This window comes from Stenotrophomonas sp. 109824_Sma, from assembly GCF_056480025.1.
The window spans coordinates 1,674,491-1,698,717 of sequence record NZ_CM151078.1 but is presented as its reverse complement, the minus strand read 5'-3'; the positions used below and the strand labels follow the sequence as shown (position 1 = coordinate 1,698,717).

17 protein-coding genes and 3 tRNA genes are annotated in these 24,227 nt (G+C 66.6%); 12 read left to right on the top strand and 8 right to left on the bottom strand.

Translation table 11 applies throughout. From position 1 onward, the window contains the following. Positions 1–12 precede the first annotated feature (12 nt). The 6 genes from ACZK1G_RS07940 to ACZK1G_RS07915 all read left to right on the top strand — a co-directional run bounded on the left by ACZK1G_RS07940 (position 13) and on the right by ACZK1G_RS07915 (position 2,800). Positions 13–681: a YoaK family protein gene (locus ACZK1G_RS07940; protein WP_049447181.1), complete on the top strand. Its 669-nt coding sequence runs from the start codon at positions 13–15 to the stop codon at positions 679–681. Positions 682–745: 64 nt separating this feature from the next. Further along, entirely contained in the window at positions 746–1,555 is an 810-nt protein-coding gene (thiD, locus tag ACZK1G_RS07935; protein WP_087922218.1) for a bifunctional hydroxymethylpyrimidine kinase/phosphomethylpyrimidine kinase, read from the top strand. Further along, the gene (locus ACZK1G_RS07930; protein WP_101765266.1) at positions 1,552–2,478 is read left to right on the top strand and encodes an alpha/beta hydrolase family protein; all 927 of its coding nucleotides are present in this window, start codon (positions 1,552–1,554) and stop codon (positions 2,476–2,478) included. Before thiD ends, ACZK1G_RS07930 begins: the two co-directional genes overlap by 4 nt. Then, positions 2,469–2,545 (top strand) — tRNA-Arg (locus ACZK1G_RS07925). Before ACZK1G_RS07930 ends, ACZK1G_RS07925 begins: the two co-directional genes overlap by 10 nt. A gap of 69 nt (positions 2,546–2,614) precedes the next feature. Beyond that, positions 2,615–2,691 (top strand) — tRNA-Arg (locus ACZK1G_RS07920). Positions 2,692–2,723: 32 nt separating this feature from the next. Then, a tRNA-Arg gene (locus tag ACZK1G_RS07915) sits at positions 2,724–2,800 on the top strand. Between the two features lie 589 nt (positions 2,801–3,389). Here ACZK1G_RS07915 and ACZK1G_RS07910 read toward each other — a convergent pair. Next, positions 3,390–4,310, bottom strand: coding sequence for a LysR family transcriptional regulator (locus ACZK1G_RS07910; protein WP_101765264.1), 921 nt, complete (start codon positions 4,308–4,310; stop codon positions 3,390–3,392). A 140-nt stretch (positions 4,311–4,450) separates the two neighbouring features. On the opposite strand from ACZK1G_RS07910, the gene ACZK1G_RS07905 reads away from it, so the two are divergent. Beyond that, positions 4,451–5,152, top strand: coding sequence for a pirin family protein (locus ACZK1G_RS07905; RefSeq protein ID WP_012510689.1), 702 nt, complete (start codon positions 4,451–4,453; stop codon positions 5,150–5,152). A 56-nt stretch (positions 5,153–5,208) separates the two neighbouring features. Here the strand turns inward: ACZK1G_RS07905 and ACZK1G_RS07900 are convergent, their stop codons facing one another. Continuing rightward, entirely contained in the window at positions 5,209–7,413 is a 2,205-nt protein-coding gene (locus tag ACZK1G_RS07900; protein ID WP_101765263.1) for a TonB-dependent siderophore receptor, read from the bottom strand. Between the two features lie 147 nt (positions 7,414–7,560). Continuing rightward, on the bottom strand, positions 7,561–8,256 hold the full coding sequence (locus ACZK1G_RS07895; protein ID WP_049445631.1) for an alpha/beta hydrolase: 696 nt from the start codon (positions 8,254–8,256) through the stop codon (positions 7,561–7,563). 184 nt (positions 8,257–8,440) lie between these two features. Between ACZK1G_RS07895 and ACZK1G_RS07890 the strand changes: the two genes are divergently transcribed. After that, positions 8,441–9,580, top strand: coding sequence for an MFS transporter (locus ACZK1G_RS07890; protein WP_197622056.1), 1,140 nt, complete (start codon positions 8,441–8,443; stop codon positions 9,578–9,580). 81 nt (positions 9,581–9,661) lie between these two features. Here the strand turns inward: ACZK1G_RS07890 and ACZK1G_RS07885 are convergent, their stop codons facing one another. Continuing rightward, on the bottom strand, positions 9,662–10,780 hold the full coding sequence (locus ACZK1G_RS07885; RefSeq protein WP_049445635.1) for an alpha/beta fold hydrolase: 1,119 nt from the start codon (positions 10,778–10,780) through the stop codon (positions 9,662–9,664). Between the two features lie 185 nt (positions 10,781–10,965). On the opposite strand from ACZK1G_RS07885, the gene ACZK1G_RS07880 reads away from it, so the two are divergent. The 4 genes from ACZK1G_RS07880 to ACZK1G_RS07865 all read left to right on the top strand — a co-directional run bounded on the left by ACZK1G_RS07880 (position 10,966) and on the right by ACZK1G_RS07865 (position 17,846). Continuing rightward, complete coding sequence (locus ACZK1G_RS07880; protein ID WP_101765262.1) at positions 10,966–12,312, top strand: c-type cytochrome; 1,347 nt, start codon at positions 10,966–10,968, stop codon at positions 12,310–12,312. Next, positions 12,309–13,235 carry a c-type cytochrome gene (locus ACZK1G_RS07875; RefSeq protein WP_101765261.1) on the top strand — a complete coding sequence of 309 codons (927 nt, stop codon included), beginning with the start codon at positions 12,309–12,311 and terminating at the stop codon, positions 13,233–13,235. Before ACZK1G_RS07880 ends, ACZK1G_RS07875 begins: the two co-directional genes overlap by 4 nt. Positions 13,236–13,350: 115 nt before the next feature. Beyond that, on the top strand, positions 13,351–15,729 hold the full coding sequence (locus ACZK1G_RS07870) for a TonB-dependent receptor (protein WP_049445638.1): 2,379 nt from the start codon (positions 13,351–13,353) through the stop codon (positions 15,727–15,729). A gap of 8 nt (positions 15,730–15,737) precedes the next feature. After that, positions 15,738–17,846 carry a phosphocholine-specific phospholipase C gene (locus ACZK1G_RS07865; RefSeq protein WP_478448154.1) on the top strand — a complete coding sequence of 703 codons (2,109 nt, stop codon included), beginning with the start codon at positions 15,738–15,740 and terminating at the stop codon, positions 17,844–17,846. A gap of 100 nt (positions 17,847–17,946) precedes the next feature. Here ACZK1G_RS07865 and ACZK1G_RS07860 read toward each other — a convergent pair whose 3' ends face one another. The 4 genes from ACZK1G_RS07860 to ACZK1G_RS07845 all read right to left on the bottom strand — a co-directional run bounded on the left by ACZK1G_RS07860 (position 17,947) and on the right by ACZK1G_RS07845 (position 24,162). Further along, positions 17,947–19,542 carry an alkaline phosphatase D family protein gene (locus ACZK1G_RS07860; RefSeq protein WP_049445643.1) on the bottom strand — a complete coding sequence of 532 codons (1,596 nt, stop codon included), beginning with the start codon at positions 19,540–19,542 and terminating at the stop codon, positions 17,947–17,949. 10 nt (positions 19,543–19,552) lie between these two features. Continuing rightward, on the bottom strand, positions 19,553–22,486 hold the full coding sequence (locus tag ACZK1G_RS07855) for a TonB-dependent receptor (protein WP_049445645.1): 2,934 nt from the start codon (positions 22,484–22,486) through the stop codon (positions 19,553–19,555). 141 nt (positions 22,487–22,627) lie between these two features. After that, positions 22,628–23,650, bottom strand: coding sequence for a FecR family protein (locus tag ACZK1G_RS07850; protein WP_049445647.1), 1,023 nt, complete (start codon positions 23,648–23,650; stop codon positions 22,628–22,630). Continuing rightward, on the bottom strand, positions 23,647–24,162 hold the full coding sequence (locus ACZK1G_RS07845; protein WP_049445649.1) for an RNA polymerase sigma factor: 516 nt from the start codon (positions 24,160–24,162) through the stop codon (positions 23,647–23,649). Before ACZK1G_RS07845 ends, ACZK1G_RS07850 begins: the two co-directional genes overlap by 4 nt. Between the last annotated feature and the right edge of the window lie 65 nt (positions 24,163–24,227).

Below are 24,227 nucleotides of genomic sequence, written 5' to 3'. Positions count from 1 at the left end.
GCGGCACCGCCGATGGGAATACGCCTGCCCACCTGGGTCTGGATCGGTGCGGTCGCGCTCTCGTGCGTGGCCGGCATGGTCAACGTGGTCGGCTTCCTCGGCTTCGAGCACCAGGCGGTCAGCCACATGACCGGCAGTACCAGCCAGCTCGGCATGGCACTGGCCCAGGGTGACTGGCGCGCGGTTGGCCACCTGTGGGGCCTGCTGATCGCGTTCTCGCTGGGTGCGATGCTCAGCGGCCTGCTGATCCAGGACAGCACCCTGCAGCTGGGCCGCCGCTACGGCGTGGCGCTGGCGCTGGAATCGGCACTGTTGCTGGTGGCCATTCCGCTGTTCGAACGGCACCAGATCTGGGGCGCCCTGGCCGCCGCCATGGCCTGCGGCCTGCAGAATGCAATGGCCACCACCTTCAGCGGCGCGGTGGTGCGCACCACCCACCTCAGCGGCATGTTCACCGATCTCGGCATCGGCCTGGGCCACCTGCTGCGCGGACTGCCGTTGCAGGTGCGACGACTGACCCTCAGCGGACTGATCATCAGCGGCTTCCTCGCCGGCGGCATGATCGGCGCCTGGCTGTTCATGCGCTGGCAGTACGACGCCCTGCTCGCCCCCGCCCTGCTGACCGGCCTGACCGGGCTGGGCTACGTGCTGTACCAGCAGTGGGCGCGCTGGCGGCATTGAATCAAGGACATCCACGCATGGCGTGGATCTACCTTCCCCAGCGGGACCACGGCACAATCGCTGGATGAGCCCGACCACTCCCGTATCCGCCCTCACCATCGCCGGCTCCGACTCCGGCGGCGGCGCCGGCATCCAGGCCGACCTGAAGGCCTTTGCAGCCCATCGCGTGCACGGCCTCTCCGCGATCGCCGCACTGACCGCACAGAACACCCGAGGCGTCATCGCCGTGCATGTGCCGCCGATCGATTTCCTGCGCGCACAACTGGATGCCTGCTTCGACGACTTCGACATCCACGCGGTGAAGCTCGGCATGCTGGCCAACGCCGAGGTGATCAACACCGTCGCCGACGCACTGGAGCGCCATCGCCCGCCGCACGTGGTGCTGGACCCGGTGATGGTCGCCACCAGCGGCGCACGCCTGCTGGAAGACAGCGCCCTGCAGGCGATGCGCGAGCGCCTGATCCCGCTGGCCACGCTGATCACCCCGAACACGCCGGAAGCAGAGCTGCTGGTCGGACGCAAGATCGGCAACGGCGATGACGCGGAGCGCGCCGCTTCCGCCCTGCTCGACCTCGGTGCCGGCGCGGTGCTGCTGAAAGGCGGCCACCTGCAGGAAGGCAACCGCGTGATCGACCGCTACTTCGACGGCGTCAGCAGCGAAGAATTCATCCACGCCCGCCTGCCACTGGATGCACATGGCACCGGCTGCACGCTGGCCTCGGCCATCGCCGCGCAGCTGTGCAACGGCCTGAGCCTGGCCAACGCCTGCGAAGCCGGCATCGACTACGTTGCACGCGGCCTGCAGCAGGGCTACGCGCCTGGCCGCAGCGAGGTGCTGGTGCTCGATCACTTCGGCGCGGCACCGCACGCATGAGCCTCGCACCGGACGTCATTGCCGTGCAGTGCACTGATGGCCATCGCTACGAGGTGATCGCCTGCGTGCCCGCACAGCCCATCGCGCGCCTGCTGTGGCTACCAGCGCTGGGCGTGGCCGCGCGCCACTACCTGCCGCTGGCGCAGGCGCTGGCGGCGAAGGGCGTGGCGGTGTACCTGCATGAGTGGCGCGGCAACGGCAGCAGCTCACTGCGCCCATCGCACACGCAGGACTGGGGCTATCGCGAAGTACTGGAGCAGGATCTGCCGACCAGCCAGGCGGTGCTTGTCGCGGCGGATGATGAAGCCGGCGCCCTGCCCTGGATCATCGGTGGCCACAGCCTCGGCGGTCAGCTGGCCTGCGTGCATGCCGGCCGCAACCCGCAGCACTTCAACCGCTTGTGGTTGGCGGCCAGCGGCTCACCGTTCTGGCGTGGCTTCCCGCCACCGCGCGGCTGGCTGCTGCCGCTGGTCTACCGCTTCCTGCCGTGGATCGCGCAGCGCCAGGGCGTGCTGCATGGTCGGCGCCTCGGCTTCGGCGGCACCGAAGCTCGCGGACTGATCGCCGACTGGGCGCGCGTGGGCCTGAACAACCACTACGCCGCGGCCGGCATGGACGAAGACCTCGATGCGCAGATGGCGCGCGTGCATGGCAGCGCGCAGGCGGTGCTGATGGAGCACGACTGGTTGGCACCGACCGGATCGATGCAGACGTTGCTGGCGAAACTGCCGAATGTGGACGCGCAGCTGCGCGTGCTGTCCGCGCAGGAACTGGGGACGCGCGCCGATCATTTCGCCTGGCTGAAGGCCCCGGACGCCGTGGCTGACAGCTTTTTCATTCAGTTGGATGAAAATTTTCACAAAACTATTGACGGTGCGCGCCGACATCCGCATAATTCCGCTCCTGTCGCAGGGCGCCCGTAGCTCAGTTGGATAGAGTACCTGGCTACGAACCAGGCGGTCGGGAGTTCGAATCTCTCCGGGCGCACCACTCGACAGGTTTCCAGCATCCGCCGCTGGAAATGCAGTAAAATTAGGCAGTAAGTTGATTGTGTACCGCGCGCCCGTAGCTCAGTTGGATAGAGTACCTGGCTACGAACCAGGCGGTCGGGAGTTCGAATCTCTCCGGGCGCACCATACACAGTCAGCACAACAAGTTTATGTAATTGGCGCCCGTAGCTCAGTTGGATAGAGTACCTGGCTACGAACCAGGCGGTCGGGAGTTCGAATCTCTCCGGGCGCACCATTACACCGAAACAGCAGGCCTCGGCCTGCTGTTTTTTTATGTGTGTTTTTCGGCAGGGCTGCGCCCTGCACCTGCACCTGCAGATGCCTCAAGCCAAGCCAAGGCAACGGCAACAGCAAAAGCTGGCATTCCCTGGGTTGGCGGGGCGGTGTCGGAGCGCGGGGACGCCGTGAACCCGTCCATGGGGGCTTGGCCGCGGCATCCATGCCGCGGACACCCCGCACTCCGACACCGCCCCACCTTCGACAGGTTCACGCGGCTGTTGGTAGGTGTCGACCTTGGTCGACACATCTGTCAGATATCGAATGAATTCATCCACGCATGGCGTGGATCTACCGTGTCGACCAAGGTCGACACCTACCAGAGCAGTACGCCGTTCCGACAGATCGCGGAAAACTGTCGAAGGCGGGGTGGGTCCGGTTGCGGGGGCGTGAGCCGCATGGATGCGGCGACCGAGCTTACATGGACGTACTTGCAGCGGCCCCCGCAACCGGCCCCACCCCGCCTCCCCACAGGAAACCAGCTTCTGCTCTTGCTGTTGCTGTTGCTCCAGCCCGTAGCGGGTGCAGGGCGCAGCCCTGCCGTACCCCTACCCCTTGGCCATTGCCTGCCACCACTGCGACAGCAGCTCCGGCCTGCGCAGGCGCTCGCGCCACCAGCGCAGTGCCGCGCCATCCTCGCCGGTGCGCCAGGCCAGCCAGAACGTTTCCTCCGGCTTGTGTTCCTCCACCTCGCGGATCACCAGCTGGCCACGCGCCACCGCCGCGCGCGCGCACGGCTCGGGCAGGAAACCGAAGCCCACGCCTTCGCACTGCAGCTTCAGCTTGCTGGCCATGTCCGGCACGGTCAGCATCTCCTGCCCCATCAACAGGCCCACCGTGCGCGGCAGCAACCGCCGCGCCGAATCGGAGACGGCGATCGCGCAGTGCTCGACCAGCTGCTCGCGACCAAGCAAGCCCGGTACGTTGGCCAACGGATGATCCGGCGCGACCGCGAACACGAACGCCACCGTACCCAGCGGCTCGACCACGTAGCCGCCGCCACTGGGCCCCTCGCCCGGTGCGCCGACCAGCAGGTCGGCGCGGCGGTCCAGCAGGGCCTCCCAGGTGCCGGACAGGGCCTCGCCGATCAGCCGCAGCCGGGTCGGCGCCTCCGCCTCACGAAACGCAGCGATGTCCGGACCAAGCAGCCAGGTCGGGAACACCGAGTCCACCGCCAGGGTCAGTTCGGTCTCCCAGCCCGACGCCACCCGGCGCACCCGCAGCTCCAGCTCGCGGGCCGCGCGCAGCAGATGCCGCCCCTCGTCCAGCAGGGCGCGTCCGGCCTCGGTCGGTTCGGCACGCGGGCCGACCCGGTCGAACAGCTGGACGCCGAGGTCCTCCTCCAGCTTGGCGACGGTGTAGGAAATGGTCGAGGGCACCTTGTGCAGGGCCTTGCCGGCGCCGGCGAACGAGCCGCGGCGGTCGATGGCGTCCAGGATCTGCAGGGCATCGAGGCTGAGCTTGAGCATTCGAATTTTTCGATGATGGCCGTCAAAACTATCCGTTTTTCAAACCCCGGGCGCAAGCGGATACTTCTCTCCAACGGGGAAACACGGCAACTACCGCCCTACCCCGCCCCATCGAAACCATCGAACAAGGAGATTCCATCATGCTGCAGATCCGCAAGAGCGCTACCCGTGGCCTGGCCGAGCATGGCTGGCTGTCCTCGCGCCATACCTTCTCCTTCGCCAACTACTACGACCCCCGCTACGTCAGCTTCGGCCCCCTGCGGGTGATCAACGAAGACAAGGTGATCGGCGGCCAGGGCTTCGGCACCCACAGCCACAGCAACATGGAGATCGTTTCCTATGTGCTGGGCGGCGCGCTGGAGCACAAGGACTCGATGGGCACCGGCTCGGTGCTGCGCTACGGCGACGTGCAGCGCATGAGCGCCGGCAGCGGTGTCAGCCACAGCGAGTTCAACCACTCCGCCGACGAGACCGTGCACTTCCTGCAGATCTGGATCTTCCCGGACGCGGAGAACATCACGCCGTCCTACGAGGAGACCCACTTCGCCCCGGAAACCAAGCGCGGCCAGCTGCGCCTGATTGCTTCGCCGGACGGTGCCGACGGTTCGCTGCGCATCCATCAGGATGCCCGCATCTTCGCCACCATCCTCGATGGCGGTCAGAAGCTGCATCACGCCCTCGGCAACGGCCGTGGCGCCTATGTGCAGGTGGCCCGTGGGCAGCTGCAGGTCAACGGCATCACCCTGGAAGCCGGTGATGCGCTGCAGGTCAGCGACGAAGCGCAGCTGACCCTGGAAAACGGCAACGACGCCGAAGTACTGGTGTTCGACCTGCCGCTGTAACCGTAGCGCCCGCGATGCCATGACGCACCGCGGGCGTTTTCGTGCAGCGACTGGCGTCAGAACCTGTACGTCATCGCCAGCCGCACATTGCGCGGCTCACCCCAGGTGTAGGTGCTGTACCAGCTGAAGATCGTGTAGTAACGCTTGTCCAGCAGGTTGTTGACGTTGAGCGTGGCCGACAGGCGATCGTTGAATTCATAGCGCGCCATCGCATCGAGCAGCCAATAAGGCTGGGTGCGATGCACCACCTTGGCCTGCGTGGCCGGGTTGGTGATCTCGCCGAAGGTGGAATCCTGCCAGCGCGCGCCACCGCCCAGCGTCAGCCCCTTCCAGTCGCCGCGCAGGCGGTAGCTGGTGTGCAGGCTGAACTGGTTTTCCGGCTCCAGCGTGGTCACCTTGCCACCGGCCTGGCGCGCGATCTTGTGCGAGAACCCACCCTGCACCTGCCAGCCCTCGGCCAGCTGGCCAGACATTTCCAGCTCGTAACCCTTGGTACGCACCCCCATCAGGGCGCGATAGGCATCCTGACCATCCGGTGTCTTGCCACCGGTGGGCTGGGCAAAGTTGTCCTGGTCAAGCTGGAACAACGCCGCACTGGCATTGAGGCGACCATCGAAGAACTCAGCCTTCAGGCCCACCTCGTAGCTGCGGCCTTCCAGCGGATCCAGCGCCTTGCCCTGCTCGTCGCGCTGCCCCTGCGGTTTGAAGATGGTGCTGTAGCTGGCGTACACCGAGTAGTGCTCACCCAGGTCGTAGACCACACCGGCATACGGCACATAGACGCCGGTCTCGCGCGTGTCCGGCGAGCGGTAGCTGGCCAGACGGCTGCCGACGATCAGCTTCAACGGATCGGCCACGTCGAAACGGCCGACCACGTACAGGCCGTTCTCACGCGTCACTTCGTTGTTGCTGTAGCTGCGCTGCCACTCCGGCTCGGGAATGTCGCCCTGCCATGCGCGGTAGTCGGGTACTTCCGTCGGGTAGCCAGGCTGCGGCGAGTAACCGGTATTGGTCCAGCGCTTGCGCGAAGCACTGCCGCCCACCACCAGCTCATGCTCGCGGCCAAACAGGCCGAAATGACCGCTCAGATAGAAGTCGGCAGCGTTGCTGACGGTCTTGCCGACATACTTGCCCAGCCACAGCGACACGCCTTCGCCAGTGACCGGATCAGGATTTCCACCCGCCGCCCCGGCCAGCGCGGCGTCATAGCCGTTGACCTGGTGGTTGAGCTGCAGCTTGGCGACCCAATCGTTGTCGAAGGTGTGCTCCAGCGTGGCAAAGCCGGTACGCACATACTGGCGCCAGCCACTCCAACGGGTGCCGTTGTTGAACGAGCGCGGCATGTCATTGAAGTTGCCTGCACTGTCCAGCAGCGGAATGCCGCCCCAGGTCGAGCCCTTCGGATCGCTGTCCATCGCATCGCCCCCCACGGTCAGCAGGGTGCGCTCGCCCAGATCGGCCTCCAGCACGGCGTAACCGACCTTGCTGGTGCGCTGGTAGTGGTCGAGGTTGGAATGCTTGTCCTGCCACGCACCGACCGCGCGGCCGCGCACACGCCCATCGGCGGTCAATGGGCCACCCACATCGATCTCGGCACGATAGTCGTCCCAGCGGCCGACACCCAGCGTCGCACTGCCGGCGAAGTCCTTGCCCGGCTTCTTGCGCACCAGGTTGATGGTCGCGCCTGGATCGCCCATGCCGGTCAGCAGGCCGGTGGCCCCCTTGAGCACTTCGATGCGGTCATAGATCGCGGTATCGCTGAGCGTGTTGCCCGCCGAATAGGCCGAGTCACGCGACATCGGGATGCCGTCGTACTGGAAGTTCTGCACGGCAAATCCACGTGCGTAGTACTCGGTACGCTCGCTGTCGTAGGTGACGATGCTGATACCCGGGGTCACCCGCATGACGTCATCGATGCCGTTCAGGCCGAAGTCGTCCATCTGTGCGCGGGTAATGACGCTGATGCTCTGTGGCGTCTGGCGCGGCGTCAGCACCAGGCGGGTGGCGGTGGCGATGGTACCGGGCGTGTACGCGCCGCTGCCCTCGGTGATGGTGCCGAGCAGGTTGGCGGTGACCTGGACGGTCTGCAGCGTCTGCGATGCCGGCGTGCGGGGGGCCTTGTCCGGTTCGGTGGTGGACTGCGCGGCTGCGATGCCGCTGCTGGTCAGTGCGGTGATCAGCAGGCCCTGGGCAAGCGCCTGCGGCAACGCACGGCGACGTGGCAATGGGGACGAAATACGGGCATCAGGCACAGACAGCACGACGGGACCTCCACGATCGGGTGGGATCCTCTGGCGGCGGCTGGAGGGAAGACGGGGACGCGGCCGGATGGCCGCAGGCGCAGGAGTGTACTCCCCTGCGCCCCGGCTGTCGTGCGATGTGCTTTGGTGCGGCGCGCTGCCGCAGGCTCAGCCGCCGATGGCGGCGCAGGCCTCCAGGATCAGCGCGGTCACTTCCTTCGGCTGCGAGGCCAGCGAGGCATGGCTGGCATCCAGTTCCAGCAGTCGCTTGGGCTGCATCCTTGCGGCCATGGCCTTCTGGTTCTCCGGCGCGATCATGCGGTCGTGGCGGGACAGCTGGTACCAGCTCGGCCTGTGCTTCCACGCCGGGTCGCTGACCGCGTCACCAAAGGTGCTGGCCAGCGGCGCCTTCTGGGTCACTGCCATCACCCGGCCTTCGTCGGCGCTCAGGTCCTGGCAGAAGCTCTCATGGAACTTGTCCGCACGCAGCCACAGGTAGCCATCGCTGTCCGGTGCGAGGTTCGGCGCCGCCTCCGGCAGGTGCTGCTGGGTGATGCCTCCCGGGCTCTCGCCGGCATCGGGCGCGAAGGCAGCGATGTAGACCAGGGCCTTCACGTTGTCCTCGTTGCCGGCCTGGCTGATCACCGCGCCACCATAGGAGTGGCCAACCAGCACCACCGGTCCATCGATCTGCCGGATCATCTTCTGCGTGCGTCCTGCATCATCGGCCAACGACGTGAGCGGCAACTCCACCGCCTGCACACGGTCATGACCATTGCGATGCAGTTCCAGGATCACCTTGGCCCAATGTGCGGCCCCGCCCCAGAATCCATGGACGAGGAGGATGGTGGGTGTCGTGCTCATGTACAGGTCTCCGGCAGCGGCCGGCGGAATGCCGACCGTGCAGCCACTGTCCGTGTGCAGCGTTAATCGCTGGTGACGCAATCGGGCCACTGCAATCGTATGCGTCGTTCGATGTCATGCACGGCACTTGCCGACTCTGCCTGAAAACGTTTTCATACTGATTCCCCGGAGCCTCGCATCACGCATGACGCCCTCATCCCCACGTGCCCAGCAGCACGCTACCCGTGCCGCTTTCTTCATTCCCGGATTCGCCACCGCTGCGTGGGCGCCGATGGTGCCCTACGCCAAGGCCAAGGCTGGGCTGTCCGACGCAAGTCTCGGCGCGGTGCTGCTGTGTCTTGGGCTGGGTTCGTTGCTGGCGATGCCACTGGCAGGTGCGCTGACCGGGCGGCTGGGCTGCCGTCGGGTGATGGTGATCACCTGCGCGATGATGCTGTGCGCTCTGCCCTTGCTGGTGCTGGCGCCCTCGCCGGTGGCGCTGGGCGCGGCACTGTTCGTGTTCGGCGCCGGCGTCGGTGCACTGGATTGTGCGATGAACATGCAGGCGGTGGCGGTCGAGCGCGACGCCGGGCGCGCGATGATGTCGGGCTTCCACGCCTTCTACAGCATCGGTGGATTCGTCGGCGCCGGCTGCATGACCGGGCTACTGATCCTCGGCACGTCGCTGTGGCTGGCCGCGCTGGTTTCGGTGGCCGCTCTGCTGCTGGTGGCCGTGCTGTCGGCGCCGCATTGGCGTCCGCAACGGATCCTGCACGAAGGACTTCTGCTGGCGCTGCCGCATGGCGTGGTGCTGTTCATCGGCGTGCTGGCCTTCGTGGTGTTCCTTGCCGAGGGCTCGATGCTGGACTGGAGTGCGGTGTTCCTGGCTGAAGTGCGGCAGGTACCGCGCGACCAGGCCGGGGCCGGCTTCGCGTTGTTCACGCTGGCGATGACCGCGATGCGCCTGTTTGGCGACGGTATCGTCGAGCGCCTCGGACGCACCCGCACCCTGGTCATCGGCGGCATCACCGCCGCAGCAGGCTTCACCTTGGCCACGCTGGTGCCCTCGTTCCCGGTGGCGCTGGCCGGCTACGTGCTGGTCGGGCTGGGCTGCGCCAACATCGTGCCGGCGCTGTTCTCGATGGCGGGCCAGCAGCGGGTGATGCCGGAGAGCATCGCCATCACCGCGGTCACCACGCTGGGCTATGCCGGCATCCTCGCCGGTCCGGCGGCGATCGGCGCACTGGCACATGCCACCAGCCTCGGTTTCGCCTTCCTGTGCGTGGCCGCGCTGCTGCTCGGCGTCGCGGCGTCTGCGCGCTCATTGGCACGACGCGTGGCCTGACAGAAAAAGGGGACGGAGGGGATTAAGTCGATTCTGCCCCGGGTGTGCTGCAAACGACTTAATCCCCTCCGTCCCCTTTTCTCAGCTGCGTGTCAGCCACTCGGCCTGGGCCGGCAGCTGCGGTGCCGGGCACGCGCTCTGCGGATGGTGCTCGTCGCGCGCCATCCAGTCATCGACCACCCCGGCCAGCAGGTCCAGCCGCAACGGCAGGGTGATGTGGTCTTCGCCGCGCATTTCGATGTAGTGCGCGCGCGGGTTGGCCTGCGCGAGCTCGCGGCCCTGGCTGACCGGAATGTGCTGGTCGCCCTGCCCGTGCAGCAGCAGTACGCAGGCGCGGGTATCGGCCAGCGCGCGCGCCACGTCCACGCGGTCCAGATCGACGTCGATGCGGCGGCTGGCGGCGGCGATCACCTGGTTGATGTCCTGGCCGCCGTAGCGCCAGCGCGCGTACGACGCCACCGCCTGCGCCTTCAGGCCTTCCGGCTGCAGCCCCATCAGGTGCGGGATCATGGTGCGGATCGCCACGCCGGCATTGGCGAACGATTCCATCGCCACCACGCCTTCCACCTGGTCGCCGAGCTTGTCGGCGGTGAACACTGCGGTGGCCGCGCCGTACGATACACCGAACAGGTACAGCGGCCCGGTCACCTCGCCACGTGCACGCAGCTCACCGATTACATCGACCACGTCATCCGATTCATAGGTGCCATAGCCGGACGGACCGGCGCCGGACTGGCCATGGTTGCGCAGGTCGAGGGTGATCACGCGATAGCCGGATTCGGCCAGCTGCAGCGACCACGGCAGCATCGAATCGCCGTTCATCATCCAGCCGTGCAGCAGCACCACGGTGCCGCGCGGCGCCTGCGCATGGAACGGCTGCGGCACGGCCAGGCTCAGGCCGGTATCCAGCGGCAGGCCGTTCTCGTGGCGCTGCGGCAGGTAGTGGTAACGCGCGCCGTAGTCGCCCGGATCGAACACACGCCAGAAGATCGGCACGCCATCACGGCCCGGCGCGAAGCCATGGCGGTTGGGCAGTTCGGCGATGGCCGCAGCGATGCGCGGACGATCGAGCAGGGTCGATACGCCACCCGGCGCGATCAGCCGATCGGCGAGCGAGGTGGATGCGGCATTGATCGAGGAGGAGCATGCAGCCAGCCACAGGCCGGCGCACGCCAGCAACAACAGCAGCAGGCGCTTCATATCACGTCATAGGGGTGAATCAGACAGGTTGGGACGTTAACGCCCCAATAGTCCGGCCATCTATCGCGCGTGGATGACGGCTTGATGACAACGCAGGAACGATTCAGCTTGGTGTACAAGCTGTATCCGTTCAGTCATTGATCCGGATCAATGAACGCGCGCGCGGGATTGCCCACAGTGCCGCCATGCGCACCTCGTTCAAGCTCGCCATTGCCCTGGCCGCCACGCTGGCCGCCGCCTACGGCATCGCCCGCAGCACGCCCTACTGGTTCGCACCGCGGCAGACCGCGCAGGTCGACATCCACGATCCGGCGCTGATCGCGCAGGGGCAGTACCTGTCGCGTGCCGCCGACTGCGCGGCCTGCCACACCGCGCCAGGCGGCAAGCCCTTCGCCGGTGGCCTGGGCATGCAGACGCCGATGGGCACGATCTATTCGACCAACATCACGCCCGATCCGGACACCGGCATTGGTGCCTACGACTACGCCGATTTCGAACGCGCGGTGCGCCGAGGCTTCCGTCACGATGGCCAGCCGCTGTATCCGGCGATGCCGTATGCCTCGTACGTGATCGCCAGCGATGCCGAGATCAAGGCGCTGTACGCCTACTTCATGGGCTCGGTGCAGCCGGTGAAGCAAAGCAACGCCGACAGCACGATTCCGTGGCCGGCCAACATGCGCTGGCCACTGGCCTGGTGGCAGCTGCTGTTCGCGCGACCACGCAGCTTCAGCCCCGATCCGTCGCTGGATGCCGGCCAGCAGCGTGGCGCTGAACTGGTGGAAGGCCTGGCCCACTGCGGTGCCTGCCACACGCCACGTGGCCTGGCATTCCAGGAAAAGGCGATGGCCGATGATGGCAGCCGCCAGTTCCTGTCCGGCTCGGTGCTGGAGGGCTGGTACGCGAAGAACCTGCGCAATGAGTCGACCGGCCTGGCCAGCTGGAGCGAGGGCGAGATCGTCGACTTCCTGCGCACCGGACGCACCGATCGCTCGGCAGCCTTCGGCGGCATGGCCGATGTGGTCGAGCACAGCACGCAGTACCTGTCCGACGCTGACCTGCTGGCGATGGCGCGCTACCTGAAGCAGCTGCCGGCGCGTGAGGGCCGCGACGCACAGTGGTCGCCGGGTACCGATACCACCACCGCCGCACTGCGCAATGGCGACTACCGCGTGCCCGGTTCGCTGGCCTATGCCGAGCACTGCCAGGCCTGCCACCGCGCCGATGGCCGCGGCATGCCCCGCGTCTACCCGGCCCTGGCCGGCAACTCGATCGTATTCGCCGATGATCCCAGCTCGCTGGTACAGGTGACCCTGATCGGCGGCCGCACGCCGCATACCCCGCACGACCGCATGGCCTTCACCATGCCCGGCTTCGAGCAGCTGCCGAATGCGCAGCTGGCACAGATCCTGACCTTCATCCGCAGCAGCTGGGGCAACCAGGCCAGCGCAGTGAGCGAGGTCGAGGTGGCGCGCATGCGCAGGGTGGTGCGTGACAAGCCAGTGCACTACGTTCCGCAGGAGGCCGCACGATGAAGCGCTCGCGCAGACGTTCCCGCCTGCTGTTCGGTAGTGCGATCACCGTGGTGCTGCTGGCCGGTGCGGGCACCCTGGCCTATCGTCACCTGCATCCGGACCTGGATGCTGCCGTAGCCAGCACGATCGATATCCTCGATGCGCAAGGCAAGGTGGTCGGGCACTACCACGCGCCCAGCGCCGAAGAGATCAGCGGGCTGGGCAACGCCGAATCGGTGATGCTCGGCCGGCGCATCCTCAACGAGACCGCGCGCCTGCTGCCGGACAACGTCGGCAACGATCTGAACTGCAATTCGTGCCACATGGCCGAAGGCAAGCGGCCGTTCGGCAACCATTACTTCAACACCGGTGGTGGCGCCTATCCGCGCTACATGCCGCGGCCGGGCAAGGTGATCGGGCTGGCCGAACGCATCAATGGCTGCCTGCAGCGTTCGATGAACGGCAAGCCGCTGCCGAAGGACGCGCCGCAGATGCGCGCGATGCTCGACTACATGGCGTGGCTGAGCGGTCCCGTGCCAGACGGTGCAAAGGTGGCCGCCCCCAGCGAGGGACCCATCGACAGCACGCTGACCCCGGACCCGATCCGTGGCCAGGCGCTGTACGCCGTGCAGTGCGCGGCCTGCCATGGCGACAACGGCGAAGGCCGGCGCGACGCCAGCGGTGACATCGCCTTCCCGCCGCTGTGGGGCGACCACAGCTTCAACATCGGCGCCGGCATGGCGCGCCTGTACAAGGCAGCCGGTTTCATCAAGCACAACATGCCGCCGGCGGTGACCCGCGAGCCGCCGCTGGGGCAGCAGGTGATGCCCGACCAGGATGCGGTGGACATCGCCGGCTATTTCATCAACCAGCCCCGGCCGGACTTCGCCAACAAGAGCAAGGACTGGCCGCGCGACCCGAAACCCAAGGACGCACGGTACTGAAGCAAGTGGCGGGTGCCGACCGTCGCACAACACGATTCCTGCATCGTCACGTCATGCCGATGTCATTGGCGTTGCCGACACTCCGGGGCTTCCCTCCTCTGAAGGTCCGGTCTCGATGCGAACGTCTGCGTGCTTTCCCCGTGTCTCGCTGCTTGCCCTGCTGATCGCCCCCGCACTGGACGCCCTGGCCGAAGCACCGCAGGGCGATGCCGCTGAAGCGCGCAGCAGTGAGGCCCGCACCCTCGACCAGGTGCAGGTGATCGGCCAGGCCACCAGCTACGCCAAGACCTCGGTGCGCGCGGAAACGCTGAACCGCCAGACGGTGATGAGCAGCGTCAACGACGCGCTCAATGAAGTGCCCGGCGTGGTGGTCAGCGAAGCTGATGCCACCGGCTCGTCGGTGTGGGGCACGCAGATCAGCATGCGTGGCTTCGTCACCAACCGCGACACCCAGCAGATCGGCACCACCATCGACGGCCTGCCCAACGGCGGTTCGGGTTACGGCGGCGGCTCGCTGGCCAACCGCTACATCGACACCCTCGACCTGGAAACGGTGGAAGTCAGCCAGGGCACCGCCGACATCTCCTCGCGCTCGAACGAAGCGCTGGGTGGCACGCTCAACTTCCTCACCAGCGATCCGCTGCAGGACAGCCGCCTGCGCTTCGTGGTCGGTGCCGGTGACAACGAAGCGCGCAAGTACTACGTGCGCTACGACACCGGCCTGCTCGGCGGCCATACCCGCGCCTGGGTGAGTGCCTCTTCGGCGCGCGTGCATGACTGGATCGATGGCAGCGGCAAGACCAGCAACGATCACATCGCCGGCAAGTTCATCACCGAGCTGGACCGCTGGACGCTGACCGGCTACCTGTCCTACAACGATGCCGACGAGCCAGAGTACACCAGCGTCTCGCCGAAGGGCTTCGCCACCAACCCGGACCGCGACAACCTGGTTGGTACCCTCACCGGCATCCCCTATCTGGACCAGAACTACCGTTCCGGCTCGCGTGCGCTGCGCGAGAACACCTTCGGCTACCTGCGCGCGGCCTTCGACGGCGGCAACGGCTTCAAGGCCTCGGTGGCGGCCTACGGGCACCGTATGGAAGGTCGTGGCGACTGGCTGCCACCGTACCTGGCACAGGTCAGCGATGATGGTGCCGGCCGCCCCGAGTCGGAGTACATCGGTGGAAAGACCGTGTATGGCGGCAGCAACCGCGGCCAGATCTTCTTCGTCAATCCCGACGGCAGCGTCGCGCAGCGCCTGGCCAGCTGCACGCCGCGGCTGGGCTTCACTGCCGAATACGATCCGAACTGCTATGCCGGCAACGTGCTGGGCGCGCAGTCGTATCGCCACACCCACTACGACAATGACCGCATGGGCGTGACCGCCGACGTCGAGTGGCGGCAGACCTTCGGTGCGGTCGACAACACGATCCGCGGCGGCCTGTGGGTGGAGAAGCTGGACCGCTCGGCCCGTCGCGACTGGCACCGCCTGCTCAACGTCGGCCAGGACATCGCCTTCGACCACCAGCCTTACTGGGTGCAGTTCGAGGACAAGTACAAGGTCGACGAGCAGATGTATTACGTCGAGGACGTGGCCCGCTTCGGGCCGTTCAGCGCGCGCCTGGGCGTGAAGCAGTTCTTCGTCGACCAGTCGCGCCGCCGCGTGATCGGTGCCAGCGAGCACGTCAAATCCGATTCCAAGTCCGATCCGCTGCTGTCCACCGGCTTCACCTGGGCACCCGGCGTGGAAGGCATGGAGCTGTTCGCTGGCTTCTCGCAGAACTTCGCCGCCATTCCCTCCGGCGTGCTCGGCGAGACCGACCCGCAACGCTTCCGCAACGTCGAGCCGGAAACCGCCGACAACATCGAAGTGGGCATGCGCATCAGCCGCTGGCCGCTGACCGCCTCGGTCACCCTGTACAACATCAAGTTCGACAACCGCATCGTCTACCTGCCGGCCGGTTTCGTCAGCGGCATCGACTACCTCGGCGAGACCGACGGTGTCTACGAGAACTTCGGCGGCGTGGAAAGCAACGGCCTGGAGGCGGCGTTCGGCTATGGCTGGGACAACGGCTGGCGCCTCAACGCCGCCTATACCTACAACCGCTCCAAGTACCTGGGCAGTGGCGATGCCGCACGTGATACCCAGTTGGGCATCGTCGACGGCGCCAAGGTGATCGGCCAGCCCGAACAGACCCTGGTGCTGTCGGCGGACTGGCAGGGTGAGAACTGGAACTTCGGCCTGTCCGGTCGCTACCTGGGCACGCGCTACCTCGATGCCGCCAACGTCAACAAGCTGCCTTCGGCCACCGTGTTCAACGCCAATATCGGCTTCGACCTGCAGGGCCTGTCGCCGCGCCTGAAAGGCATGGGCGCCAACCTGGTGGTGAGCAATCTTACCGACAAGCGGTATCTTGCAGGGGTGGACGGCCGCGACAACGCCTTCATCGGCGCCCCGCGCACCGTCGGCATCTCCTTCCGTGTGGACCTGTGAGTGAGCCCGTGACCGATATCGGCCGACGCCGGTTGTTGCAGGCCGGCGTTGCCGCTGGCCTTTCCCCGCTGCTGCCCAGCATCGCCCGGGCCGCAGCGATCGCCCCCGCCGCGCAGACGCGCAGCCTCGAAGACCTGCAGCACATCGTGGTGTTCATGCAGGAGAACCGTTCGTTCGACCACTACTTCGGCACGCTGCCGGGGGTACGGGGTTTCGGCGATCGCTTCGTCGCTCCGGCGCAGGCACTGCAGGCCGGCGGCCGCGCGCGCAGCCTGTGGCTGCAACCCGATGCCAGCGGCAAGCGCGCGATCGCGCCGTTCCCGCTGGATACCGCTGCGCACTTCGGCTACATGCGCGTGGAAGGCACGCCGCACACCTGGCCGGATGCACAGCGGGCCTGGGACCACGGGCGCATGGGGCAATGGCCGAAAGCCAAGCAGAACCACTCGATGGGCTACTTCCAGCGCAGCGACCTGCCCTTCCAGTTCGCCCTGGCCGATGCCTTCACCATCTGCGACGCCTACCACTGCGCGATGCAGGCCGGCACCAACCCGAACCGGGTGTTCCTGTGGACCGGCCACAATGATGCACACGCGCGTGCTGGTGGCCCGGTGATCGCCAACTCGCACGACAACTTTCCCGAGCACGGCGGGCACCCGGCGTCGTACCGCTGGACCAGCTATGTCGAACGCCTGCAGAAGGCGGGCGTGTCCTGGCAGATCTACCAGGACATGGCCGACAACTTCACCGACAACCCGCTGGCCGGCTTCGAGGCTTTCCGCCAGGCCTACCGCGCTGCGCCGGGGCATGACCCGCAGCTGCGCGCACGCGGGGTCAGCACGCGTGGCCTGGCGCAGCTGCGCCAGGACGTGGTCGATGGACGCCTGCCGCAGGTCAGCTTCATCATCGCCGACGCGGCCGGCAGCGAGCATCCCGGCCCCTCCAGCCCGGCCCAGGGCGCGGCCTATACCGCACGCGTGCTGGATGCACTGACCGCCGATCCGGAGGTGTGGAGCCGCACCGCCCTGCTGCTCATGTTCGACGAGAACGACGGCTTCTTCGACCACATGCCGCCGCCGGCACCGCCTTCGCCCGTGGACGGGGGGTGGGCCGGCGCCTCATCGGTCAGTACCGAAGGCGAGTACCACCGCCATCCGGCACCGGGCGACGAGAAGTACGATGTCGCCGAACTGCGCGGCCGCCCCTATGGGCTGGGCCCGCGCGTGCCGCTGTACGTGATTTCGCCGTGGAGCCGCGGTGGCTGGGTCGATTCGCAGGTGTACGACCACACCTCGGTCGTGCGCCTGATCGAACGCCGCTTCGGCGTGGCCGCACCGGACATCTCGCCCTGGCGCCGTGCGGTCTGCGGTGACCTGAGCAACGCCTTCGACTTCGCCCAGCGCGATACCCGTCCGTTCGTACGTGGCCTGCCCGATGTGAGCGCGGTGGCCGCACGTGCCGCCGCCCTGCCGGGACGCACCGTGCCGACGTTGCCTGACGGACTGAAGCCGGCGAAACAGGAAAGCGGCGTACGCCCGGCGCGTGCCCTGCCCTACCGGCCGCAGGCATCGATTGCTGCGATCGACGGCTCGGGCGTGGACCTGACGTTGTCCTGCGAAGGTGCAGCGGCAGTGCTGCATATCTACGATCGGCTGCGACTGGGTGCGGTGCCACGCCGCTATACGCTGGTGCCAGGCACAGCACTGCAGGAGCGCTGGCCGCTGGATGCGCACGGTCGCTACGACCTGTGGCTGCTGGGCCCGAACGGCTTCCACCGCCATTTCCAGGGGGCGGCCAAGGCACCCGCCGTACAGGCTGCGGTCGAGCCTGCGGACGGCCAGCTGCGGCTGCACCTGCGCAATCTGGGTGACAGCTCGCAGCAACTGCGCGTGCATGCCGGTGCCTATGCCGGGCACATGCCCGAGCAGACGCTGGCACTGCCCGCGCATGCGGAGACGTCGTTGGCGTGGGATGCAACCCCTACCGCCGGCTGGTATGACCTGCAGGTCAGCGCGGGTGAGAGCGTGCTGCGCCTGGCGGGCCGCGCCGAGGATGGTCGCCCCGGCACCAGTGATCCGGCGATGGGCAGCGAACCACTGCGGTTCGAGCACGATTGAAGGATTTCTGTAGAGCCGAGCCCATGCTCGGCTGCTTTTCCGGTCCATTATCGAAGAGCAGCCGAGCATGGGCTCGGCTCTACAGAGTAGTCCGGTAGATTCAGGCGTCCTGCAATCCCGGCCGGCCGTGCTCCACCGCGTACCGCTTCCAGCTCTGCACGATACCGTTCGGACGCATCACGGAATCCAGCGTCTTCATGTCGCCGATCCACGCATCACGGGTGACATCGCACAGCACATAGCCACGCTTGTCGGTGGTCGCCTTCAGGTAAGGGCTGTGCGCAAGCTGGTTGTGGGCGTACGCATCCACGCCCTGGCCGTCGGCGCCGGACGTGATCGAGGTGGCAAGGAACTCGCTGGAGACCACGCCCGAATCACGATGGTCCTGCACCAGGTCGCTGGCGTAATGCCGGTGCGCGTCGCCACAGGCGGTCACCACGTTACCGAAGCCGACCTTCTGGATGTGGTCGAGCAGGCGCCGGCGGCTGTCCAGATAACCCGACCACTGGTCATCGGACGACTGCACCGCGCCGTCCTTCTCGCGCATGTAGTTGCCCAGCGCCACCTGGTGGGCGATGGTGTGCCAACGCGGCGCGGCATCGGCCAGGCCGTCGAACAGCCAGCGCTCCTGCTTCGCACCCACAATGCTGCGCTGCGGTGATTCCACCTCCTCACGCAGCGCCATGTTCACCTGCTTGCTGCGGTACTGGCGTGTGTCGAGCAGGTGCAGGTCCATCAGCGTGCCGTAGCGTGCGCGCCGGTACAGCTGCATGTGGCCATCGCGCGGGAATGCCGAGCGACGCAGCGGCATGTTCTCGTAGTAGGCCTGGAACGCCTGCGCGCGGCGCAGCAGGAACACTTCGCTGGGCGTATCGTCCTGGTCTTCGGCACCGGCCCAGTTGTTGTCCACTTCATGGTCATCGAAGGTGACGAACCATGGTGCCGACGCATGTGCGGCCTGCAGGTCGGCATCGCTCTTGTACTGGGCGTAGCGGCGGCGGTAGTCGTCCAGCGTGTAGGTCTGCGGCCCGACATGATTGCGCAGGTTGGTGAACGGCTGGCCGTTCATCTTCCGCAGGCCCGGCTGGCTTTCGCCTTCATAGATGTAATCGCCGTAGTGGAAGACGAAATCCAGCGGTTCCTCGGCGATGCGCCGCCACGCGGTGTAGTGGCCCTCTTCGTAGTGCTGGCAGCCAGCCACCGCGAAGCGCACCCGGTCCACCGCCGCCGTGGCCGCAGGCAGCGTGCGCGTGCAGCCCACCGCACTGGCATGGCCGCCCACCGTGAAGCGGTACCAGTAGGGTCGGCCCGGTGCCAGCCCTTCCAGCTCCACGTGCACGGCATGGCCCAGCTCGGGATGGGCCATCGCCGAACCCTGGCGCACCACCTTGCGCATGCGCTCGTCCGCGGCCAGCTGCCATTCGACCACCATTGGCCGGGTGGGCATGCCGCCGCCGAACACCAGCGGCTCGGTCGCCAGCCGTGTCCACAGCACCATGCCATCGGCCGAAGGATCACCCGAGGCCACGCCCAGGGTGAACGGAGTGCTGGCGAACCGCGGCGAGGCCAGCAGGTTGCGCGGGTTCAGCGCAGCGGCATCGGCCTGTGCGGCCAGCGCGCGCGCCGTGCCCATCCAGGCGCCAGCAGCGGACAGGCCGGCCAGGGCCAGGAATCGCCTGCGATTGATCGTCTCCACGGCTGTGCCCTCAGTTGTAGATGATGTGGAAGTAGAAGAAGCGGCCGTAGTCGTCGATCTCGGTACGGAAGCGCCCGTTCGGACCGGTGCTGTAGGTCGGCTGGGTGTTGAACAGGTTCTTGGCCTCGTACTTCAGCGTCACGTGCCTGCTGACCTTGTGGCTGAAGGCCATGTTGAAGGTCATGTACGGGTCGTAGTACGAATCCAGCCACTGGGTATCGCCGAAGTCGACCAGCATCCGGCTGCGGTAGGTTCCGGACAGGCGCAGCTGCGCGCTCTTCCACGGCATGCGCCAGATCACCGAGCCATTGAGCGACCAGTCCGGCTGGTACAGCAGGCGATCCAGGCGGCGCTCAGTGCCATCGCTGATTCGGTAGTTGGTCTGGCCCTCCAGCCGCGTGGCGTTGAAGTACATGTCGAAGCGCTGGCGGCCCCACTGCAGGTTGCGGTTGGCCACCGCGAACTCGACGCCGCGCAGCCTGGACTCATCGGTGTTCATCGGCTGGGTGACCCGGTAGCGCGTGTCACCCACGTTCTCGAAGGTAGTCAGGGTGTAGATGTCGTCCTTGATCACCTTGTCGAACAGCGCGATCGAGACCAGGCCGTTGTTGCCGTTGAAGTACAGGTCCCACGCCAGGTCGATGTTGGTGGAGCGCCGCGGCTGCAGGTTGGCGTTGCCCTGCTTGATGGTGCAGAAGCCCCTGCCCTCCTCGTCATCGCCACAGCTGGTGGTGGTGGCCTGGGCGATGTTGCTTGGCGTCGGCCGGCCCAGTGTTCGGCTGGCGGAGAAGCGCAGGCGCTGGTCCTCGGTAAGCTTGAACGTCGCATTCAATGACGGCAGCAGGTTGTTGTAGCCACCACTCGTCTTGCGGAAGGCCGAGGTATAGGTGGTGCCGCCATCGTCGCTGAACGGGCTGTACGCATCGAAGCGGGTGTGGTCGTAGCGCAGGCCACCGATCAGCAGCAACCGGTCCCAGGCGTAGTGGGCAGAGGCATAGGCGTTGGTGATGTCCTCCACGTACTTGTAGTCACTGGTGAAGTTGGCATTCGGATAGGCCGCATTGTTGCTGCCCAGCGTCGGCGCCAGCTCCTCGTTCCACTTGCGGTTGTCGATCAACGGGAAGCCCGGCACGCTGCCCAGCAGGGTCGAACCCGGATACAGGTAATCGTTGAGCGTGGCACTGCTCTTGTAGTAGTCGAAGTCGATGTCCTGCCAGATTTTCAGGTGCCGGTACTCGGCACCGGCGGCCAAGCCGAAGCCACGCGCGTCGGCATCGATGTTGTAGCTGAAGTCGGCGCGCAGGTTGTCGATGCTCTCCTTGGCATCCCGCGGCGAGACATAGGCCTGTGCCGGGTTGAGCTTGAACGCCGAGCTGGTCAGCAGGCTGGAATCGGATACCGCCACCGCATTGGGAAAGCCGTGGCTGTCGTTCTCGTAGTCGACGAACAGGTTGCTCGGGTAGGCGCGTACCCCCCAGTAGACCTGGCTGTTGTGGAAGGTCTCTTCGGTGTGGCCACCGCGCAGGGTCAGCCGCGAGCGATCACCGATATCCCAGTTGAAGCTGGCGATGGCGCCGCGGTTGCTGCGGTCCCAGCGGTCGTGGCGGTTCTTGATGTAGATGCTGTTGATCTGGGTGGTGCCGCTGTCTTCGGTCTGGTTGCGGATCGGAAACTTGGCGTTGCCGTACAGGTCTGTCTTGTTCATCGTCGAGTTCTCGTAGAACCGGTACGAGTACAGCAGCAGCGACGCGTAGAACGGATCGTCCGACGGCTTCCATTCCACCTTGGCCGAGCCACCGAAGTTGGTGATGAAGTTGGTGTAGGTACCGGTGCTGAAATTGCCGGGCGCACGCAACCCGTTCCAGCCCTTGGCCTCGTCCGGCCCGGTGGTGCCGTCGGTGAGGTACTTGCCGGCGTCGTTGTAGTAGTAGTTCGACTCCACCCAGCGCTTGACGCTGTTGCGCGAACGCTGCTCATAGCGCGCCACCGCGACGATGCCGAATTCCTGGCCGGCACCGAACTGGTTGGAGAACACCATCTTGGCGCTCTTGCCGAAGTGGCCCAGGGTCTCGTGGTTGCCACCGGCGCTGCGCTCGACATTGGTCTCGGCCGTGGAATAGATACCGGCCACATCGGCGAACACGTACTTTCCGGAACGGTCGAAGGCGCTGCGGCTGATGATGTCGATCACGCCGCCGATCGCGTCCGGCGCCTGCTCGGCGCTGAAACTCTTGTAGATGTCGGTGCGGGTGCCGATGTCGCTGGGAATCAGCTGCAGGTTGTTCATGCGCTCACCCGAGCCACTGCCACCCACGCTGGCAATAGCGATGCCATCGATGGTGGTGTAGTTGAGGTTGGCCTGCACGCCACGCACCGTCACGTAACGGGGCTCGCCGGCATCCTCCACCGCACTCAGGCCCGGCGCGGCCATCAGGCTTTCGGCCAGGGTTTCGTCGCCATAGCTGTCCATCTCGTCGTAGACCACCGAATCCTTGATCACCGGCGAGGTCTTCTTCTGGTCGATCACCTCATGCGCGGCAATCACCTTCACCGTGTCCAGGGTCGGCGCCACCACCGCCTCGGCCTCGCGCGGCTTCGGCGCGGCCGGCTTCGGTTCGTTGCGTGCGGGCGCCGGATCGATGGCGATGACGTTGCCATCCACCACGGTGTAGCCCAGGCCGGTCCCTGCCAGCAGCGCGTCCAGTGCCTGCTTGACGGTGGCACCACGCGGCACCGCCCCGGCCATGTGCGCTTCACTGCTACCCGAATACAGGAACTGCACGCCGGAACTGCGCGACAACTGTTCCAGCGCACGCGCCAACGGCTGCGCCGCGATCGGCGCCGACACGCGGGCCTCCAGGCCATCGACGGTAGCCGCAGACGCCAGCGGAACGCTGCAGGGAGACAGGGCGAGGATGATCGACAGGTAGAGCGTGTTGCGCATCACGGGTCCTTGGAAGAGAGAATGCAGCAGGTGCCGCTGCGCGGATCGTCAGCGGCTTCTCCCAAGTAAGAGCCCGCTTCCACCGAAGTGGAGAACGCGGATTCGATGAATCTTTTTTGACAGTGCGCGGCCACGTCGCCTTCAGCGACTGCCGACCCGCACCGTGTCGCCTTCGCGACGGACGACAAAGCGTGGGTCGCGTTCGAGGAAGGCCTGCAGTGCGCCGATGCGATGCGCGTCCAGGCTGCCGGACAAGCGCGCCGACGCCGCGCCTTCATCCAGCACCCGCACCTGCACCTGGTTGTGCCGGTTGAACGCGGCAGCCACCTCATCCAGTCGCTCGTCCAGGAAGGACACCTTGCGTTGCTGCCAGTCCAGCAGCATCGACAGCGGCACATCCAGCGACTCCACGGCATGGCTGCGCGCGTCGACCTGCACCACCCGGCCTTCGCCCAGCTGTGCAAGGCGCCGCGCGTCCGTGCCCTGGCTCCATACTTCCACCTCGCCGTAAACCACGCCGATGCGCGTACCCTGCAATCGCCGGGATACGTCGAACACGGTGCCAATGTCGCGGATCTGCAACCCGTTCACCTGCACTTCGAACGGGCGCCGATCGCGTGCGATGTCGAACGTCGCCTCACCCTGCAGCAGTTCCGCCTTGCGGCTGAACCAGCCCATGCGTACCCGCAGTTGGCTGTCCGCATTGAGCCGTACCTGTGTCCGGTCGGGCAGCACCAGGTCACGCAGTTCACCATGGTCGGCGCTGTACAGCTGTTCGGTGGGCATCAGCTGCGGAACCAGGCCCACGCCGAGCAGGGCGATACAGGCTGCGGCAGCCATCACCCACCTGCGCGTGCGGTGGCGCTGCGGCGCTGCGTGCGGCGCGGCGGATGCGCTACCGAACAGAGGCACCACCTTGGCGGCCGCCTGCCGTTGCGGCACCGGCGCCTCTTCAAGCAACGGCGATTGCAGTGCCTCGGCGACCTGCCGGTGCAGCGCGAGGGCGTGCATATAGGCGCGCACGTGTTCGGGCGAGCGCTTCATCCAGTCCAGGAACGCAACCCGCTCGGCCTCGTCCAGCACTCCCTCGCGATTGCGCAGGAACCAGTCCATGGCCTCGCAGGCGATCGTGTCGTCGGCCACGGGCGATGCGTTCCGGTTCATGTGTGCTCCCTGGCGCCCAGCGCCTTCCTGCAGGCCTCCAGCCCCTTGCCGATGTGCTTGCGCACCATGTGCACCGACACCTGCAGCTGCTGGCTGATGGCCGGGCAATCCAGCCCGTCGCGGTAGTGCAGCTCCATCACCCGCCGCGTGGTCGCCGGCTGTCGTGCGATGGTGGTGCGGATATCGTTCCAGCGCTGCGCGCGCTCGAACTCGCCTTCGATGTCTTCTTCGCTTTTCAGCACTTCCGCCAGCAGATCAACGTCTTCCAGCGGCGGCAGCGACGAACGCGCGCGCGCGTGCTCGCGTGCCAGGTTGGCCGCGACCGTGAACAGGTAGGCCTCCGGGTTCTCGATCGCTGCGGCATTCTCGCCGGTGGTCCGCAGCAGCCGCAGGTACACCTCCTGCGCCAGGTCCTCGGCGTCTTCGCTGGCAGAACCGCGGCGCAGGAAAAAGCCACGCAGCAGCCGTCGGCGCAGCGCATAGCTCTTCTCCCAGATCCTCACGCTGTTCACGGCCGGCCAATCACCCCGAGGCTGGAAAGGCCAGCAGGGTGACGGCCATCGATGACAGTGGCGTT

Bases quoted from the DNA above. Each gene is read 5' to 3' on its own strand.
- ACZK1G_RS07940 (WP_049447181.1), top strand. From the start codon at position 13: ATGGGAATACGCCTGCCCACCTGGGTCTGGATCGGTGCGGTCGCGCTC.
- thiD (WP_087922218.1), top strand. From the start codon at position 746: ATGAGCCCGACCACTCCCGTATCCGCCCTCACCATCGCCGGCTCCGAC.
- ACZK1G_RS07930 (WP_101765266.1), top strand. From the start codon at position 1,552: ATGAGCCTCGCACCGGACGTCATTGCCGTGCAGTGCACTGATGGCCAT.
- ACZK1G_RS07910 (WP_101765264.1), bottom strand. From the start codon at position 4,310: ATGCTCAAGCTCAGCCTCGATGCCCTGCAGATCCTGGACGCCATCGAC.
- ACZK1G_RS07905 (WP_012510689.1), top strand. From the start codon at position 4,451: ATGCTGCAGATCCGCAAGAGCGCTACCCGTGGCCTGGCCGAGCATGGC.
- ACZK1G_RS07895 (WP_049445631.1), bottom strand. From the start codon at position 8,256: ATGAGCACGACACCCACCATCCTCCTCGTCCATGGATTCTGGGGCGGG.
- ACZK1G_RS07890 (WP_197622056.1), top strand. From the start codon at position 8,441: ATGACGCCCTCATCCCCACGTGCCCAGCAGCACGCTACCCGTGCCGCT.
- ACZK1G_RS07885 (WP_049445635.1), bottom strand. From the start codon at position 10,780: ATGAAGCGCCTGCTGCTGTTGTTGCTGGCGTGCGCCGGCCTGTGGCTG.
- ACZK1G_RS07880 (WP_101765262.1), top strand. From the start codon at position 10,966: ATGCGCACCTCGTTCAAGCTCGCCATTGCCCTGGCCGCCACGCTGGCC.
- ACZK1G_RS07875 (WP_101765261.1), top strand. From the start codon at position 12,309: ATGAAGCGCTCGCGCAGACGTTCCCGCCTGCTGTTCGGTAGTGCGATC.
- ACZK1G_RS07870 (WP_049445638.1), top strand. From the start codon at position 13,351: ATGCGAACGTCTGCGTGCTTTCCCCGTGTCTCGCTGCTTGCCCTGCTG.
- ACZK1G_RS07855 (WP_049445645.1), bottom strand. From the start codon at position 22,486: ATGCGCAACACGCTCTACCTGTCGATCATCCTCGCCCTGTCTCCCTGC.
- ACZK1G_RS07850 (WP_049445647.1), bottom strand. From the start codon at position 23,650: ATGAACCGGAACGCATCGCCCGTGGCCGACGACACGATCGCCTGCGAG.